The 14,406-nt window shown below is 63.1% G+C and carries 18 protein-coding genes, 1 tRNA gene and 1 pseudogene; 7 read left to right on the top strand and 13 right to left on the bottom strand.

The window, feature by feature from the left end; translation table 11 throughout:
* Nucleotides 1-27 precede the first annotated feature (27 nt).
* The 6 genes from AB8Z38_RS23225 to AB8Z38_RS23200 form a co-directional block, all read right to left on the bottom strand.
* The gene (locus AB8Z38_RS23225) at nt 28-366 is read right to left on the bottom strand and encodes a P-II family nitrogen regulator (RefSeq protein ID WP_007598642.1); all 339 of its coding nucleotides are present in this window, start codon (nt 364-366) and stop codon (nt 28-30) included.
* A 436-nt stretch (nt 367-802) separates the two neighbouring features.
* Complete coding sequence (locus AB8Z38_RS23220; protein ID WP_369720112.1) at nt 803-1,405, bottom strand: ATP-dependent Clp protease proteolytic subunit; 603 nt, start codon at nt 1,403-1,405, stop codon at nt 803-805.
* A gap of 40 nt (nt 1,406-1,445) precedes the next feature.
* Nucleotides 1,446-1,802 carry an SRPBCC domain-containing protein gene (locus AB8Z38_RS23215; RefSeq protein ID WP_369720111.1) on the bottom strand — a complete coding sequence of 119 codons (357 nt, stop codon included), beginning with the start codon at nt 1,800-1,802 and terminating at the stop codon, nt 1,446-1,448.
* On the bottom strand, nt 1,799-2,113 hold the full coding sequence (locus AB8Z38_RS23210) for an ArsR/SmtB family transcription factor (protein WP_369720110.1): 315 nt from the start codon (nt 2,111-2,113) through the stop codon (nt 1,799-1,801). Before AB8Z38_RS23210 ends, AB8Z38_RS23215 begins: the two co-directional genes overlap by 4 nt.
* Nucleotides 2,114-2,189: 76 nt before the next feature.
* Nucleotides 2,190-3,491, bottom strand: a complete 1,302-nt coding sequence (locus tag AB8Z38_RS23205) for an ammonium transporter (protein WP_369720109.1) — start codon at nt 3,489-3,491, stop codon at nt 2,190-2,192.
* Between the two features lie 74 nt (nt 3,492-3,565).
* Nucleotides 3,566-3,904: a P-II family nitrogen regulator gene (locus tag AB8Z38_RS23200; RefSeq protein ID WP_014438868.1), complete on the bottom strand. Its 339-nt coding sequence runs from the start codon at nt 3,902-3,904 to the stop codon at nt 3,566-3,568.
* 234 nt (nt 3,905-4,138) lie between these two features.
* On the opposite strand from AB8Z38_RS23200, the pseudogene AB8Z38_RS23195 reads away from it, so the two are divergent.
* Nucleotides 4,139-5,024: pseudogene (locus AB8Z38_RS23195) on the top strand (DUF4339 domain-containing protein).
* A gap of 46 nt (nt 5,025-5,070) precedes the next feature.
* On the opposite strand, the gene tesB reads toward AB8Z38_RS23195, so the two are convergent.
* Nucleotides 5,071-5,934, bottom strand: coding sequence for an acyl-CoA thioesterase II (gene tesB, locus AB8Z38_RS23190; protein ID WP_369720108.1), 864 nt, complete (start codon nt 5,932-5,934; stop codon nt 5,071-5,073).
* Between the two features lie 196 nt (nt 5,935-6,130).
* Here tesB and AB8Z38_RS23185 point away from each other — a divergent pair, with 196 nt between their 5' ends.
* Nucleotides 6,131-7,351 carry a ubiquinone biosynthesis hydroxylase gene (locus tag AB8Z38_RS23185; RefSeq protein WP_369720107.1) on the top strand — a complete coding sequence of 407 codons (1,221 nt, stop codon included), beginning with the start codon at nt 6,131-6,133 and terminating at the stop codon, nt 7,349-7,351.
* 192 nt (nt 7,352-7,543) lie between these two features.
* On the opposite strand, the gene AB8Z38_RS23180 is transcribed toward AB8Z38_RS23185, so the two are convergent.
* Both AB8Z38_RS23180 and AB8Z38_RS23175 read right to left on the bottom strand, forming a co-directional pair.
* The gene (locus AB8Z38_RS23180; protein WP_074117933.1) at nt 7,544-7,741 is read right to left on the bottom strand and encodes a Trm112 family protein; all 198 of its coding nucleotides are present in this window, start codon (nt 7,739-7,741) and stop codon (nt 7,544-7,546) included.
* Between the two features lie 152 nt (nt 7,742-7,893).
* Nucleotides 7,894-8,424 carry a TetR/AcrR family transcriptional regulator gene (locus tag AB8Z38_RS23175; protein ID WP_369720106.1) on the bottom strand — a complete coding sequence of 177 codons (531 nt, stop codon included), beginning with the start codon at nt 8,422-8,424 and terminating at the stop codon, nt 7,894-7,896.
* A 95-nt stretch (nt 8,425-8,519) separates the two neighbouring features.
* Between AB8Z38_RS23175 and AB8Z38_RS23170 the strand changes: the two genes are divergently transcribed.
* The 4 genes from AB8Z38_RS23170 (at nt 8,520) to AB8Z38_RS23155 (ending at nt 11,157) form a co-directional block, all read left to right on the top strand.
* On the top strand, nt 8,520-8,870 hold the full coding sequence (locus AB8Z38_RS23170) for a hypothetical protein (RefSeq protein ID WP_369720105.1): 351 nt from the start codon (nt 8,520-8,522) through the stop codon (nt 8,868-8,870).
* 202 nt (nt 8,871-9,072) lie between these two features.
* Complete coding sequence (locus AB8Z38_RS23165) at nt 9,073-9,942, top strand: hypothetical protein (RefSeq protein WP_369720104.1); 870 nt, start codon at nt 9,073-9,075, stop codon at nt 9,940-9,942.
* Between the two features lie 27 nt (nt 9,943-9,969).
* Nucleotides 9,970-10,314: a cupredoxin domain-containing protein gene (locus tag AB8Z38_RS23160; RefSeq protein ID WP_369720103.1), complete on the top strand. Its 345-nt coding sequence runs from the start codon at nt 9,970-9,972 to the stop codon at nt 10,312-10,314.
* Nucleotides 10,315-10,326: 12 nt separating this feature from the next.
* A complete protein-coding gene (locus AB8Z38_RS23155) occupies nt 10,327-11,157 on the top strand; it encodes an FTR1 family protein (protein ID WP_369720102.1) in 831 nt (276 codons plus the stop codon).
* Nucleotides 11,158-11,196: 39 nt separating this feature from the next.
* On the opposite strand, the gene AB8Z38_RS23150 is transcribed toward AB8Z38_RS23155, so the two are convergent.
* On the bottom strand, nt 11,197-11,874 hold the full coding sequence (locus AB8Z38_RS23150; protein WP_369720101.1) for an LON peptidase substrate-binding domain-containing protein: 678 nt from the start codon (nt 11,872-11,874) through the stop codon (nt 11,197-11,199).
* A gap of 114 nt (nt 11,875-11,988) precedes the next feature.
* Complete coding sequence (gene trxA / locus AB8Z38_RS23145; protein ID WP_369720100.1) at nt 11,989-12,912, bottom strand: thioredoxin; 924 nt, start codon at nt 12,910-12,912, stop codon at nt 11,989-11,991.
* A 274-nt stretch (nt 12,913-13,186) separates the two neighbouring features.
* Here trxA and AB8Z38_RS23140 point away from each other — a divergent pair.
* Nucleotides 13,187-13,261 (top strand) — tRNA-Gly (locus AB8Z38_RS23140).
* A gap of 94 nt (nt 13,262-13,355) precedes the next feature.
* Here the strand turns inward: AB8Z38_RS23140 and AB8Z38_RS23135 are convergent.
* Nucleotides 13,356-13,985 (bottom strand): nucleotidyl transferase AbiEii/AbiGii toxin family protein, encoded by a 630-nt coding sequence (locus AB8Z38_RS23135; RefSeq protein ID WP_369726579.1) that lies wholly within the window; start codon nt 13,983-13,985, stop codon nt 13,356-13,358.
* An 84-nt stretch (nt 13,986-14,069) separates the two neighbouring features.
* Nucleotides 14,070-14,330: a hypothetical protein gene (locus tag AB8Z38_RS23130; protein WP_369720099.1), complete on the bottom strand. Its 261-nt coding sequence runs from the start codon at nt 14,328-14,330 to the stop codon at nt 14,070-14,072.
* Between the last annotated feature and the right edge of the window lie 76 nt (nt 14,331-14,406).

The raw sequence follows: 14,406 nt of genomic DNA, 5'->3' as shown, positions 1-14,406 counted from the left end.
TGATTGAATTTTTGCTTGAGCGCGAAATCAAAGGGCCGCGGCGTCGGCCTCGCCGGTGCGGATGCGAACCGCATGGTCGAGGTTGATGACGAAGATCTTGCCGTCGCCGATCTGTCCGGTTTTCGCGGCGGTCGTGATGGCGTCGATGGTCTTGTCGACCTGGTCGGAGGCGACTGCGACCTCGATCTTGATCTTGGGCAGGAAGCTCACGGCATATTCGGCGCCGCGGTAGATTTCCGTATGGCCTTTCTGACGGCCATATCCCTTGACTTCCGTCACCGTGAGACCGTGAACGCCAATGGCGGTCAGGGCGTCCCGGACTTCTTCCAGCTTGAATGGCTTGATAATCGCCATAACAATTTTCATGGGTCCTATCCCCGCTTGGGCCCGGTCCGGACGTGGCCGGGCGCTTCTCGACTGGTTCGCCACGAGGGAGAAAGTTCACTACGCGGGCACAGCCACGCCCCCTAGAATCAAATGCCGTGCCAGATCGGGCGCGTTGGCTAACGGACTATGAAAACGGGGGTTTTCGCGTTTGACGGGTATTCTGCTGCGGTGCGCTAATACGTCGCGCTCAATCCGTGATCATGCCTGGTCAAAATGTAGGCAAGACAGGCTGCCGACACAATGTTGCTCACGCCTCGGGCAGCCGATGGGTATCTAATTACAGAAAATTGGTTCGTCGTGATGTAAAATGTCGAGCCTCCGAAGTCGTGCTCACGGGATGCGCGCGGCAGACCCGCTGGCCCGGGCCGGACGAAGCGTGCCGGACGGTATCAGGCTGAAGCTCCGTGTCGGACCGTCACGCGGCGACGCGCTCGGTAATCACCCTGTCGATCAATCCCCATTCGACCCCCTGCTGCGCGGTCATGAAGTGGTCGCGGTCCAGCGTCCGTTCCACCTCCTCCACGGGCCGCCGGCAATGCTGCGCATAGAGCCGGATGAGGCGCCGCTTGGTCTCCTGCATTTCGGTGGCGTGGATCAGGATGTCGGACGCCTGGCCCTGAAAGCCGCCGAGAGGCTGGTGCACGTGAAGGCTTGCGTTGGGCAGGGCGGCGCGGTGACCGGGTTCGCCGGCCATCAGCAGGAACGAGCCCATCGAGCGCGCCGTGCCCATGCACAGCGTGTGGACCGGCGCCTTGATGAACTGCATGGTGTCGTACATCGCCAGCCCGCTGGTGACCACGCCGCCATAGGAGTTGATGTAGAGGTTGATCGGCTTGTTCGGATTCTCCGCCTCCAGGAACAGCAATTGCGCGCAGACCAGCCCGGACATGGCATCATTGACCTCGCCGTTGAGGAAGATGATGCGCTCGCGCAACAGCCGCGAATAGATGTCGAAGGATCGCTCGCCGCGAGTGGATTGTTCGACGACCATAGGGACGAGCTGAAGCATGTCGCGCATCGGCGACCTCCATGTCTGCAGGTGATGACGTCTGTTGTTGTCAGGCCGCCGCACGCATCAGGCAGCAATTGCTGTTGGCCGGCTGCGGCAGCTTCACGCCTTCCTCGCAGCCCTGCTGGATGATGCGAAAACGGGTGCCGCCGTCTTCGTTCGGTTCGAGCCGGAAGATGACGTGGCTTTCGCGAAACGGCGGTTCGGAATCGCGAAGCCGGTAGCGCACCTCTTCCCCCGGGATCGATGATTCCGCCTCGGCGCCCGCAAGGTCGGAGTTCGGCAGCCAGCGCTCGCGCAATTCGGGAATGGTCACGGCGCGCCAGACTTTTGTCGGCGGTGCATCGAAATCGAATTCGAGCACCAGCTTCGCGTCGGGGCGGTCAGGCTTCACGGCGTCGCTCATTGATCCATATCCTTCAAGAGGTCGGCAAGCGCTTCCATGCGCTTCGGCCAGTAGGCCCGGTAGCGCGCAAGCCATCCCCCGATGGCGACGATTCCGTCCGGGTCGACTTCGTAATTCACAAAACGGCCCTGCCGCTGCTCACGCACCAAGCCTGCCGCGCGCAGCACCGAAAGGTGCTGCGACATCGCCGGTTGGCTGATCTCCAATCCGTCGCGCAAGGCGCTGGCGTTCTGGCTGCCGCCCGCGAGCTTCTCAAAGACCTTTCGGCGCGTCGGGTCGGCCAGCGCCTTGAAGATGTCGGCTTCGATCATGACAACACATAAGCACAAGCTTATGTGTTGCGCAAGCGCCGAGTGATCTCAGGCGGTTTGGTGGTCCGAATGGCCCCTACTGCAAGGCTTCGCCATGCTGCGAAATGTCCAGTCCCTCGAGCTCGTGCTCACGGGATACGCGCAGCGGCACGAACAGGCCGACCAGCTTGAGGAGAAGGAAACTCACGCCGGCCGACCAGACGAAGGTGACGGCAACCCCGTAGAGCTGGATCAGCAGCTGCTGCGGATGGCCCTCGATCAGGCCCGCGGTGCCGCCGATCGCACTGGTCGCGAACACGCCGGCGAGCAGCGTGCCGGTCAGCCCACCGATGCCGTGGACGCCGAACACGTCGAGCGAGTCGTCGTAATCGAAGCGGTGCTTCAGCCAGGTGCAGGCCCAGTAGCAGATCGCGCCTGCGGCGATGCCGATGACGATGCCGTGCCACGGCGCGACGAAGCCCGAGGCCGGCGTGATGGTCCCGAGACCTGCCACCGCGCCCGAGATCATGCCGAGCACCGAGGGCTTGCGCCGCGCCGACCATTCGATCGCGCCCCAGGTCAGCGCGCCGGAACAGGCCGCGAGATGCGTCGCGATGATGGCCATCACCGCGCGCGAATTGGCCGCGCCTGCCGAGCCGCCGTTGAAGCCGAACCATCCGACCCACAACAGGCCGGTGCCCATCACCGCGAGCGAGAGATCGAACGGCGACAGATTTTCAGTGCCGTAGCCGTGACGCCGTCCCATCACCTTTGCCGCGACGAGGCCGCCGGTACCGGCCGACAGATGCACGACGAGGCCGCCGGCGAAATCGAGCACGCCCATGCTGTTGAGGAAGCCGCCGCCCCAGACCCAATGCGCCAGCGGAATGTAGACGAACATGAACCAGGCGACCGAGAACAGCAGATAGGCGGAGAACCGCATCCGGTCGGCGACCGAGCCCGCGACCAGCGCCACCGTGATGATCGCAAACGTCATCTGGTACAGCATGAACAGCGATTCCGGGATGGTTTTCGCCGCCGGGTTGACGCTATCCATGGTCATGCCGGCGAGAAACCAGCGGTCGAGTGTGCCGATCCACGGACCGTCACCGACGAAGCACAGCGAATAGCCGAACGCGACCCAGAGAATCGAGATCATCGTCACCGCGGCGAGACTCTGCGCCATGGTCGCGAGCACGTTCTTCTTGCGCACCATGCCGGAGTAGAACAGCGCAAGCCCGGGGATCGTCATCATCAGCACCAGCGCGGTGGCGACGATCATCCAGGCAGTGTCGGCGGTGTTGATCCCGGAGCTCGCAGCGCGTGCCGGCGAGGCCACGACGGACACAAATCCGATCGGCGCGGCCATAGCAGCCGCGCGGCGCAACAATCCCGCCATGTCATTTCCCCCAGCATAGAATTTGCGTCGCACGAACTGGCGTCGTTGCCCGGTGCGATCGAAGAAGACGGTCTCTAGAGCGCGTCGCTGTCGGTTTCGCCGGTACGGATGCGCAGGGCGTGGTCGATCGGCGTGACGAAGATCTTGCCGTCGCCGATCTGTCCCGTCCGCGCCGACGCGGTGATCACGCCGACGGCCTTCTCGGCGATGTCGGAGGCGACCGCGATCTCGATTCTCAGCTTGGGCAGGAAGTTCACGACATATTCGGCCCCGCGATAGATCTCGGTGTGGCCCTTCTGCCGGCCGTAGCCCTTCACCTCGGTCACGGTCATGCCGTGGACGCCGATCGCCGTGAGCGCCTGACGGACTTCATCGAGCTTGAAGGGTTTGATGATCGCGACGACGAGTTTCATGGTCAGGCCTGTTCCCCGGGGTTCGGCGCGCCGTATGTCCCCGGCGCTGCGTCAATCTGGCATCTTTCTGGGCAAATGGCATAAAAAACTTGCAGACTGAAGCGGAAAAACGCGTCCGGCCACAGGGCGCCGCCTCTGTACAGGGCAGCCGTTCATCCTTCACAATGCATTTTTGGCATGGATGCGGTGAACCCGCGCGCGCCGAACGGTACAAAAGTATTTTGGGGGGCGTTCATGGCGAACTGGTTCTACGCATCCGAGGGCAAGCAGCAGGGCCCCTATCCGGACGGCAAATTCCGCGACCTCGTCGCCCAGGGCGTCGTCCGTCCCGATACGCTGGTGTGGTCCGAGGGCATGGCGGGCTGGCAGAAGGCCGCCGAAATTCCGGGACTGATCGGCGGCGGCGGAGCGCCACCGATGATGCCCGCCGGTGGGCCGCCGATGATGGGCTCCGGTGGCTATGGCGGAGGCGGCGGCGGAGGGTCGCTCTCGGTCGATTTCGGCATCCTCGAGTTCACCTGGCGAACGATCGTGGCGCTGATCGGCATGTGTTTAATCATCCCGGTGCCGTGGGTGTTCGTCTGGTACACGAAATGGATCGTGTCCTGCGTGAAAGTCCCGGGACGGCCGAACCTCTCCTTCACGGGGAGTGCCATGGCGATCGTGCCCTGGTTCTTCGGCTTCATCGTTCTGGCGATTGTCGTCGGCTACACCGGCATCCAGGTGCTGAGCACCGCATTCTACATCGTCCAGATTGTTCTCTACTGGATGTTGCTCAAATGGATGGTTGCGAACCTCGCCTCCAATGGCCAGCCGCTCGGCCTCAGCTTCACCGGCTCGGTCTGGGCCTATATCGGCTGGAACTTGCTGTTCGCGATCTCCATCCTCACCATCATCGGGTGGGCCTGGGTCGCAGCCGCCCAGCTCCGCTGGATGTGCCGCAACATCCAGGGCACGCGGCGTGACATCTTCTTCAAGGGCAGCGGCCTTGGGATTCTCTGGCGAGGAATTGTGGCCGCCATCCTGTGCAGCCTGATCATCCCGATCCCGTGGGTGTACCGCTGGATCATGAACTGGTTCGCGTCGCAGACCGAGGCTCGCGCCGCGCGGCTCGATGTAAGTATAACCCAAATGTCTCAAGCGCGACGAACTCGCGCTCGAGGCGATCAGCTCCTCCGTTCGCGCACCGAGCCTTCCTGCGCGACGGAGGCGACCAGCGTACCGTCCGGCTTGAAGATCGAGCCGCGGGTCAGGCCGCGGCCGCCTTGGGCGCTCGGCGAATCCTGCGCGTAGAGCAGCCATTCGTCGGCGCGGAACGGCCGGTGAAACCACATCGCGTGGTCGAGGCTCGCCGGCATCATGCGCTTGTCGAACAGCGTGCGGCCGTAGCGCGCCATGATCGCGTCGAGCAGCGAGAAGTCCGACGCATAGGCCAGCGCGCACATGTGCAGCGCCGGGTCGTCCGGCAGCGTCGCCGCGGTCTTGATCCAGACATGGATGCGGCCGTCCGCGATCTTTTGGCCGAAATAGCGGCCGAGCTCGACCGGGCGCAGCTCGATCGGCCGATCGGATTCATAGTAGCGGCGGATGAATTCCGGCATCTCCTTGAACATCGGCTGCTTCGCCACCTCCTCCGCCGTCAGCTTTTCCGGCGGCGGCACGTCCGGCATCGTCTCCTGATGATCGAAGGCGCTGGCCTCCTCGGCGTGGAACGACACCATGATCGAGAAGATCGCGTTGCCGTGCTGGATCGCGGTGACGCGGCGGGTCGAATAGCTCTTGCCGTCGCGCAGCCGCTCGACCTGGTAGATGATCGGGATCTGCGGATCGCCCGGCAAGATGAAATAGCAGTGCAACGAATGCGGCAGCCGGCCCTCGACGGTGCGGCAGGCCGCAACCATCGCCTGCCCGATCACCTGGCCGCCGAACACCCGCTGCCAGCTCGTCTTCGGGCTGTTGCCGCGGAACAGATTCACCTCGAGCTGCTCGAGGTCGAGAATGGAAATGAGGTCGATCAGGCCTTTGGACATGCCGGTGCTTTCAAAATGCCTTGTCATTCCGGGGCGCACGGAGTGCGAACCCGGAATCTCGAGCCAAAACCTCTGGATTCCGGGTTCGCGCTCGCGCGCGCGCCGGAATGACGGGAGGATGCCGCCCTTGTTTCACCGCACTGTTTCGCCCACCTCAAGTCTGCTAGCAAGACCAGGATTTAGCCGGGAATTGAGTATGTCGGGACAGGGTAGCATAGTCATTGGCGGTGGCGCGTTTGCGGGCCTCGCGCTGGCCCTGGCGCTGCGCCAGGGGCTCGGCCCCGAGATTCCCGTCATTGTTGCCGATCCGGCGCTCAGCGTCCGGCCGAGCCGTGATCCCCGCGCGACCGCGATCGTCGCGGCCTGCCGCCGCCTGTTCGAGGCGCTGGGCGCTTGGGACGACGTCAAGGGCGAAGCGCAGCCGATCCTGGACATGGTGGTCACCGATTCCAAGGTTGAAGACGCGACGCGTCCGGTGTTCCTGAATTTCGCCGGCGATGTCGCGCCCGGCGAATCCTTCGCGCATATGGTCGAGAACCGCCGTCTGATCGATGCGCTGGTTGTCCGCGCCGAAGCGGCGGGCGTCGAGCTCCGCGCCACCGCGGTCACGTCTTACGATGCGCGTGCAGACGACATCGAGGTGACGCTCGGTGACGGAACGGTGATTGCCGCAAGCCTGCTGATTGCCGCCGATGGTGCGAGATCAAAGCTGCGCGAGCGCGCCGGCATTGCTACCCATGGCTGGGAATACGATCAATCCGGCATCGTCGTCACCGTCGGCCACGAGCGCGATCACGGCGGGCGCGCCGAGGAGCACTTCCTGCCCGCGGGTCCGTTCGCGATCCTGCCGCTCACCGGAAAGCGCTCCTCGCTGGTGTGGACCGAGCGCCGCTCGGAAGCGGCGCGCATCGTCGGCTTGAGCGACGACGAATTTCACAGCGAGCTCGAGCAGCGCTTCGGCCTGCATCTCGGCGAGGTCAAGGCGCTGGACAAGCCGCGCGCGTTCCCGCTGTCCTATTTCGTGGCGCGCTCCTTCATCGCCGAGCGGCTGGCGCTGGTCGGCGACGCCGCCCATGTCATTCATCCCATCGCGGGCCAGGGCCTCAACATGGGCTTGAAGGATGTCGCCGCATTGGCCGAGGTCGTGGTCGACGCCGCACGGCTCGGTATGGATATCGGCGGCGCCGACGTGCTCGAGCGCTACCAGCGCTGGCGCCGCTTCGACACCATGGCGATGGGCGTTGCCACCAACTCGCTGAACTTCCTGTTCTCGAACAAATCGACGCTGCTGCGCACCGTCCGCGACATCGGCCTCGGCATCGTCGACCGCGCCCCGCCGTTGAAGAACCTGTTCATCCGCCAGGCCGCAGGCCTCACCGGCGAGGTGCCGCGGTTGTTGAAGGGTGAGGCGCTGTAGGTTTTTCCTGTCGTCCCGGACAAGCGCGCCTCAAGCGCGCGCAGATCCGGGACCCATACGCCGCAGCAATAGTTTTGCGAACACCCGGAATTACCAGCTTCTCGCCGCAACTACTCCCTGGGGTAATGGGTCCTCGCTTTCGCCAGGACGACAGTGAGGCTTATCGCGCGGCGATCGCACGAAACTTCCAGCTCAATCGATCTTCCTTGCCTCTTCCGGCAGCATGATGGGGATGCCGTCGCGAATGGGATAAGCGAGCTTGGCGGAGCGCGAGATCAGCTCCTGTCTGGCGGAATCGAATTCCAGCGGACCCTTGGTCAGCGGACAGACCAGGATCTCCAGCAGTTTCGGATCGACGCTGTTTTCGGGGCGTTCGGTGGGCGCGTTCATCATGGTCTCCGGATCGGTTGCCTATAGAGCGTTTTCGAGCGAAGTGGACACCGGTTCGCGTAAAGAAAACGCGTCAAAAAGAATCTAGAGTCCCGTTCCGATTCCATCGGAATGGGGCTCTAGCACAGAAAATCCCGCCGGCCCATCGCGGTTCAGGCCGATACCATGCGCAGGATCTCGTCGAGCAGCGGTTGAAGCCGCGCCGCCGGTCCCGGCGGGCCTGACAAGGCGAAGCCGAGGAACGTCCAGTACAGGATTTGCGCGCGGACCTGGGCTATTGGCGCGGCAAGCTCGCGCCGCGCCAGCAGCGTCTCGATGTAATCGAGCCTGCGGCGGTCAATGGCGCGGGCAGCCGCTTGCGCGGCGGGATCGAACGCGGCCCAGTTGCGTACCGCGCGCTCCAGATCGAGCCGCGCGCCAAACGTCCTGCGCAGCAGCGCTTTCAGCGGCTCGTCGCTGCCGGCCTCGACGTCGGCGATGATCTGCTCGGCCGCGATCTCGCGCCAGCGCTTGAGCACGGCGGCATGGAACGCGCCGAGATCCGCAAAGTGCCAGTAGAAACTGCCGCGGGAGACCCCCATGGCCTTCGCCAGCGGATCAGCCTTGAGCGCGGTGAAGCCGCTCCTGGCCAGCGCCTTGAGGCCCTGTTTGATCCAGTCGTCGGCAGAGAACTGCTCGGTCATATCAGGTTCCAGAAGGAGACCATACACTACTGTATTGACAGGCAGCTGCAAGCAGGTCCATACCCATACAGTACTGTATGGACGGAGCTGATCCCATGCGCGACCTTCTCCTGCAATGTTCCGGCGTGGCCGCGATCCTGGTCGCGCTGATTCACGGCACACTCGGCGAGACCAAGGTGTTTGCCCGTGCCAGCATCGAGCCGCCGCGGCTGCGCACCCTGATCCGCCTGGTGTGGCAGGCCGGCACGGTGGCCTGGATCGGCGGCGGCGTGCTGCTGCTGGCCGCGCCCTGGATGGAGTCGAACCTGGCGCGGCACTGGATCGTCGTGACGCTCGCGATCGTGTTCGGCTTCGCAGGCTTCGCCAATGCATGGGCGACACGCGGACGACATTTTGGCTGGCTGTGCCTGAGCGCCGTCGTTGCGCTTGCAGTCGCCGGCTATTGATCTGCCCTATTGACGCGCTCATCAAGGCCACTGGCGCGCTGCCACGCGCATCCGCCGCCAGGTCCGTCCGCCGACTTAGAATCGCTCTAGCTTAGAACGACTCTCTTTGCAGTGTCGCGGCGCAGCCGCTAGCAGGAAGTCCATAACTGCAATTGATTGGCGGACGCGAGAGCCGATGCGAGTGCCCTTTCCTGTGCGAGGCATGCGGGTTTTTGCCGCAAGCGTACTGGCCAGCTTCTGTTTCAGTGCGCCCGTCCGCGCTGACGATCCAGAGAATTGGCGCGAGCTCGAGACCAAGTACATCTTCGGCTTCACCACCGGTTCGGGCATCGGCATCGAAGGCGAGAAGGAATTTACCATCGACACGATCGGGCGCTTCGGCAAGCGCGATGGCCGCTACAACGCGACCGAGACCAAGTACGAGTACGAATTTACCCCCTCTCAATTCGTGCAGATCGAGTTCGGCGCGCTCGGCTCGACCCACGACATCCGCAACGTGACCGATCTCGACGATCGCCGGCAGGTCGCGGTTACCGGCGGCTTCGGCGAATTCCGCTACCTCGCGGTCGAGCGCACCTCGAACAACCCGCTGTCCGTGACGCTCGCCGTCGAGCCGACCGTGCGACTGATGGACGAGACGAGCGGCGAACGAGTGCACAATTACGAATTCGAGACCACGCTGAATGCCGATGTGGAGCTGCTGAGAAACCGGCTCTATGCCGGGTTCAATCTGCTTTACGAGCCTGAATATACCCACACGCTGATGAACGAGACGGTCCGGGAGACCACGCTTGGGACCTCCGCTGCGCTCTCGTTGCGCGTTGCGCCCAACGTCGTCATCGGCGGCGAGGTGTGGTATCTCCGTCACTACGACGATTTCGGTCTGTCGGCTTTCAGCGGCGATGCTGTGATGCTCGGCCCGAATCTCTTTGTCCGTTTCACCCCCAAGATCTTCATGACCGCGGCCTGGAACGCACAGGTCTGGGGCCGTGAGGTCGGCAATCCCCTGTCGCTCAACCTGGCAGAGTTTCAACGCCACCGCGCCAGACTCAAATTCGCCGTCGAATTCTGATCTCCCTCAACTTCCGAAGGATTTGTGATGCACGCTCTGACCCTGACCCGGAAGCTCGCTCTCGCTGCAATCTGCGTGACGCTGCCATTGTCGGCCGCTCTGGCTCAGCAGGCGATGGAGATTCAGATCAGTTATTCCGGGGGCCAATTCCAGCCGGCCGAGGTTCGTGCGCCAAAGGAGAAGCCGGTGGTGTTCCACGTCAAGAATCTCGATGCCAAAGCCATGGAGTTCGAAAGCACCTCGCTGCGGGTCGAAAAGGTCGTTGCGGCCAAGAGCCAAGGCGTGGTGAATGTCCGCGCGCTGAAGCCCGGCCGGTACGAATTCTACGATGACTTCAACGACAAGGCGCGTGGTGTGCTGATCGTCGAATAAGGTGGTCCCGCCGTGCTCGCCGCGCTCATTATCGTCTTCCGCGAGGTTTTCGAGGCCGGGCTGATCATCGGCATCGTGCTTGCGGTTACGCGCTCGGTTCAGCACCGCAACCGCTGGATCGTGGGCGGCGTGCTCGCAGGCGTCACGGGGGCGTGTCTTGTCGCGGCGTTCGCGGGCGCGCTGTCGCAGCTCTTCGAAGGCATGGGACAGGAGCTGTTCAACGCCGCCATTCTCGGCGTCGCCGTGGTGATGCTGACCTCGCACAATGTCTGGATGGCCAAGCACGGCAAGGCAATGGCCGGCGAGTTGCGGGCGGTCGGACAGGCCGTGGCGGAAGGATCCAAATCGCTGCTGGCACTCGCCGTCGTGGTCGGCGTAGCGGCGTTGCGCGAGGGCAGCGAAGTCGCCCTGTTTCTCTATGGCATCGCGGCGTCCGACGGCGGCTCGGCGATGAGCCTGTTCCTGGGCGGCCTACTCGGCCTCGTGCTGGGCGGTGCCGTTTGCCTGCTCACTTATCTCGGGCTGTTGCGCATCCCGCCGCGGTCCCTCTTCACCACCACGACGGTGCTGATCACCTTGCTCGCCGCAGGCATGGCCGCGCAAGCGGTCGCCTTCCTCGAGCGGGCCAATTGGCTCACCGCCCTCGACGCCGAGGTGTGGGATACCGGGTGGCTGCTGCCGGAGAACAGCATTTTGGGCCGCACGCTGCACACGCTGATCGGATACACCGATCAGCCGACGCAGATGCAGCTTGCGGTGTACTTGCTCGTTATTGTCGTCACCATCGTCCTGATGCGCGTGATTGCAGCGGAGCGGCCGCGGCAGGCGGTTGCGGCCAGTTGATCGACGATACGAGGTTGCCGCGCGACGAATGGCGGCCGTTCACTGCAGCGGCGGATCGCCCGAGGTGCGCTTCTTGGCGAGATCCATCTCGGTCACCGCGATCAGGATCTCGGCGCGGGTCTTCAGGTCCGGCGCCTCCAGCATGGCCTGCTTTTCCGCCGGGCCGTAGGGCGACATCATCGCCAGCGCATTGACGAGCGCTTCGTTGGGCGCGCTCTCGACGCCCTCCCAGTCGACCTTGAGGTTGTTGGCCTTCAGGAAATCCGCCAGCGCCACCAGCAACGCCTCGCGGTTGACCTCGTCCTCGCCCCTGCGCGCGGTGAAATCGTCCATGAAGGCAAAGAAATCCACCTTGCATTGCCGGTAGGCGGTCAGCACCTCGAGCTCCTGCACCACCTTGAACCGTGCGATCCCGGTGAGCTCGAGGATGTAGCGGCCGTCGCCGGATTCGGCGAGCTGGGTGATGCGGCCGACGCAGCCGACCCGGAACAGCGACGGCTTGTCGGAATTCTTCGGCGAATGCGCGATGTCGGGCTGGATCATGCCGATCAGGCGATGGCCGTCGCGCAAGGAATCGTCGACCATCGCCAGGTAGCGCGGCTCGAAGATGTTGAGCGGCATCTGGCCGCGCGGCAACAGCAACGCGCCCGGCAGCGGAAACACCGGGATGATTTCCGGAAGGTCGGCGGGGCCGCGATATTCGATGTTGATCGGCATCTGCCCGGTCCCCCGCTGGCTTTTGCTAGAGCATGATCCGGACCCGAAGGGCCGCGTTAGCGCAAAGTGTGCAGCGGATTTCCGACAACATCATGCTCAAACAACAACTGCGCCTTACGAAAACAGGATGATCGATAAGCGCTTGCGGCCTTCGACGGTCGCCTCATCGGTTCCGCCCCAGGCTTCGAAGAACTGCACCAGCTGCTTGCGGGCGCCGTCGTCGTTCCATTTGCGGTCGCGCTTGACGATCGCGAGCAGATGCTCGGTCGCCGCCGCTCGGTCACCTTGCGCGTTGAGTGCGATCGCAAGGTCGAACCGGGCCTGGTGATCGAGCGGGTCCGCGGCGACTTTCTGCTCGAGCTCCGCCACCGGGCCGAGCGATTGCGCCTGCTCGGCGAGATCGATCGCGGTCTGCACCGCCTTCACCGCGGGGTCGTTGCGCTTGGATTCCGGCACCATCGCCAGCGTCTGCTTGGCCTGCTCCATCGCGCCGGAGACGGCGTAGCATTTTGCGAGCCCGGCCAGCGCCGCGATGTTGGTGGATTCGTGCTGGAGCACCTCGGCATAGATCTGCGCGGCGGCGGCGGCATCGCCTTCGGCGAGCACGGCCTCGGCCTCTTGCAGGATTTCGGCGATATTCGGCTCACCCGGCGCGGTCATGCCCTTGGTCAGCTTTTCGATGAAGGCGTTGACCTGGCTCTCCGGCACCGCGCCCATGAAGCCGTCGGCGGGCTGGCCGTTGACGAAGGCGATCACGGCCGGGATCGACTGGATCCCCATCTGGCCCGGGATCGCCGGGTGCTGGTCGATGTTCATCTTGACCAGCTTGACCTTGCCCTTGGCCGCCTTGACCGCTTTTTCGAGCACGGGGGTGAGCTGCTTGCAGGGGCCGCACCACTCGGCCCAGAAGTCGATCAGCACCGGCTGGCGCTTCGATTCCTCGATGACGTCCTTCACGAAGGTCTGGGTGGTGGTGTCCTTGATCAGATCGGCAGCAGTCGGGCCCGCCGCTCCGTTACCCTGGTCGATGATCGTCACGGGATCCCCTCGTCTGATGTCTGGAATTGCGGGTCTTTAGCACGTCGCCAATTCATATGCTCCGCTGTTGGCCCTAAATTGGGCCGGGACGGCCGAATTTCAATCCACGGGCCCCGATTCGGACGTCCTGCGGCATTTTGGGTCGATTTTGCCGGAATAGAGCCCATATCGGGTCCCGAAACCGAATCTATGCTGCCCGTAGCTGTTGCATTCGCCGCCCGGTTTTGGCATACGACAGCCGTTGCCGGACGCGTTCACGCGGCCGACACAGGATGCGGGTGTAGCTCAGTGGTAGAGCACGACCTTGCCAAGGTCGGGGTCGAGGGTTCGAGCCCCTTCGCCCGCTCCAATTTTTTTCCAGCGTCCAAAACAAAAATGAGTTGGCTATCCCTGCGGGGGAGAGCGCTCTTCGCCGGTTTTGGTCTGACGCGTATGGCGGCGTTTCAAAGTTCCCAGATCCTGAAATGGCGCCAACCCGCAATTTGCGGGAGCCTCGCCCAAGCTATACGGCGCGAAGAAGGTCTTTGGTCTTTTTCCAGTGCGGCGATCGCGATCAGCTTATATGGCTCTTTGATCGAGAGTTGATTGATCGCTGCGCTCACAAAGTCAGGCTTCAGCTTTTCGATTGCAGCCAGCGCACTAGCGACGCTGTCGCGATAGCTCGCCAGCTCGCTAATCATGGATTCGGCGTGCTTTTCGCCGCCCGCGGCGATGTCAAATATATCGCGCGGCGCGATGCTGTTGCCCCGATGATAGATCTTCTTCGCAATGATTTCCGGAATTCTCTCCAGGAGGACCATTTCGCCCTCAACTGTCGCTTGCGTGGTCGGCGAGGAGGTTAGTGGCGGCGCGACGATAAAATCGATCTGACCAAATTCGAAGCCGAGCTTCAGGGAGCGTGTGCCGTCCCCATTGCAGTCAGCAGGCCTAACCTCGAAATCGAAGTCATGCTTCTGTGGATCTAGGAAAGCAAGAGATTGAGGGTCCGGGAGAAAGATATCGATATCGTGGCTTATCCGATGATCAATTTGCAGCATCATCGCTGTGCCGCCGCCGAAGGTCCAACGATCGATGATGTCCTATTCGGCGTCGACTTGCCGGATCATCGCAAAGGCAATGCGAAAAAGTGGCGCCCAATTTAGTTGAGCGCTCATTTGTTAGGCCGCGAGGGGAAGGGATTGCCCCGAGAACTCGGCAAACGCCTTCGCTGCGGCAACCAATTGATCGTGGCTGATGCCATGCATCTCAGCGAACGCGATTTGCAATTCAGGCTTAACATCGCCAAAAAATGACGACATCGGACCGCAAGCTGCCTTCGCCGAAGCGGGATCCAGCAGACATTGGACAAGCTCCTGCGCGTCCAGCTTTTTGCTGTACGGCGCATTGACGGTCGTCAGGACCAGGATGGGGCTTTTCATCTGCGTCACTATCTGGATGCCCGGTAGGACTGACTTGGAGCATCTACAGTCCGCCCAACAACCGTCACAGTCAATT

Origin of the sequence: Bradyrhizobium sp. LLZ17 (genome assembly GCF_041200145.1) — a bacterium.
In the GTDB taxonomy this organism is placed as follows: domain Bacteria; phylum Pseudomonadota; class Alphaproteobacteria; order Rhizobiales; family Xanthobacteraceae; genus Bradyrhizobium.
The sequence above is the reverse complement of the archived record's forward strand: the minus strand, read 5'-3'. Positions and strand labels throughout refer to the sequence as shown.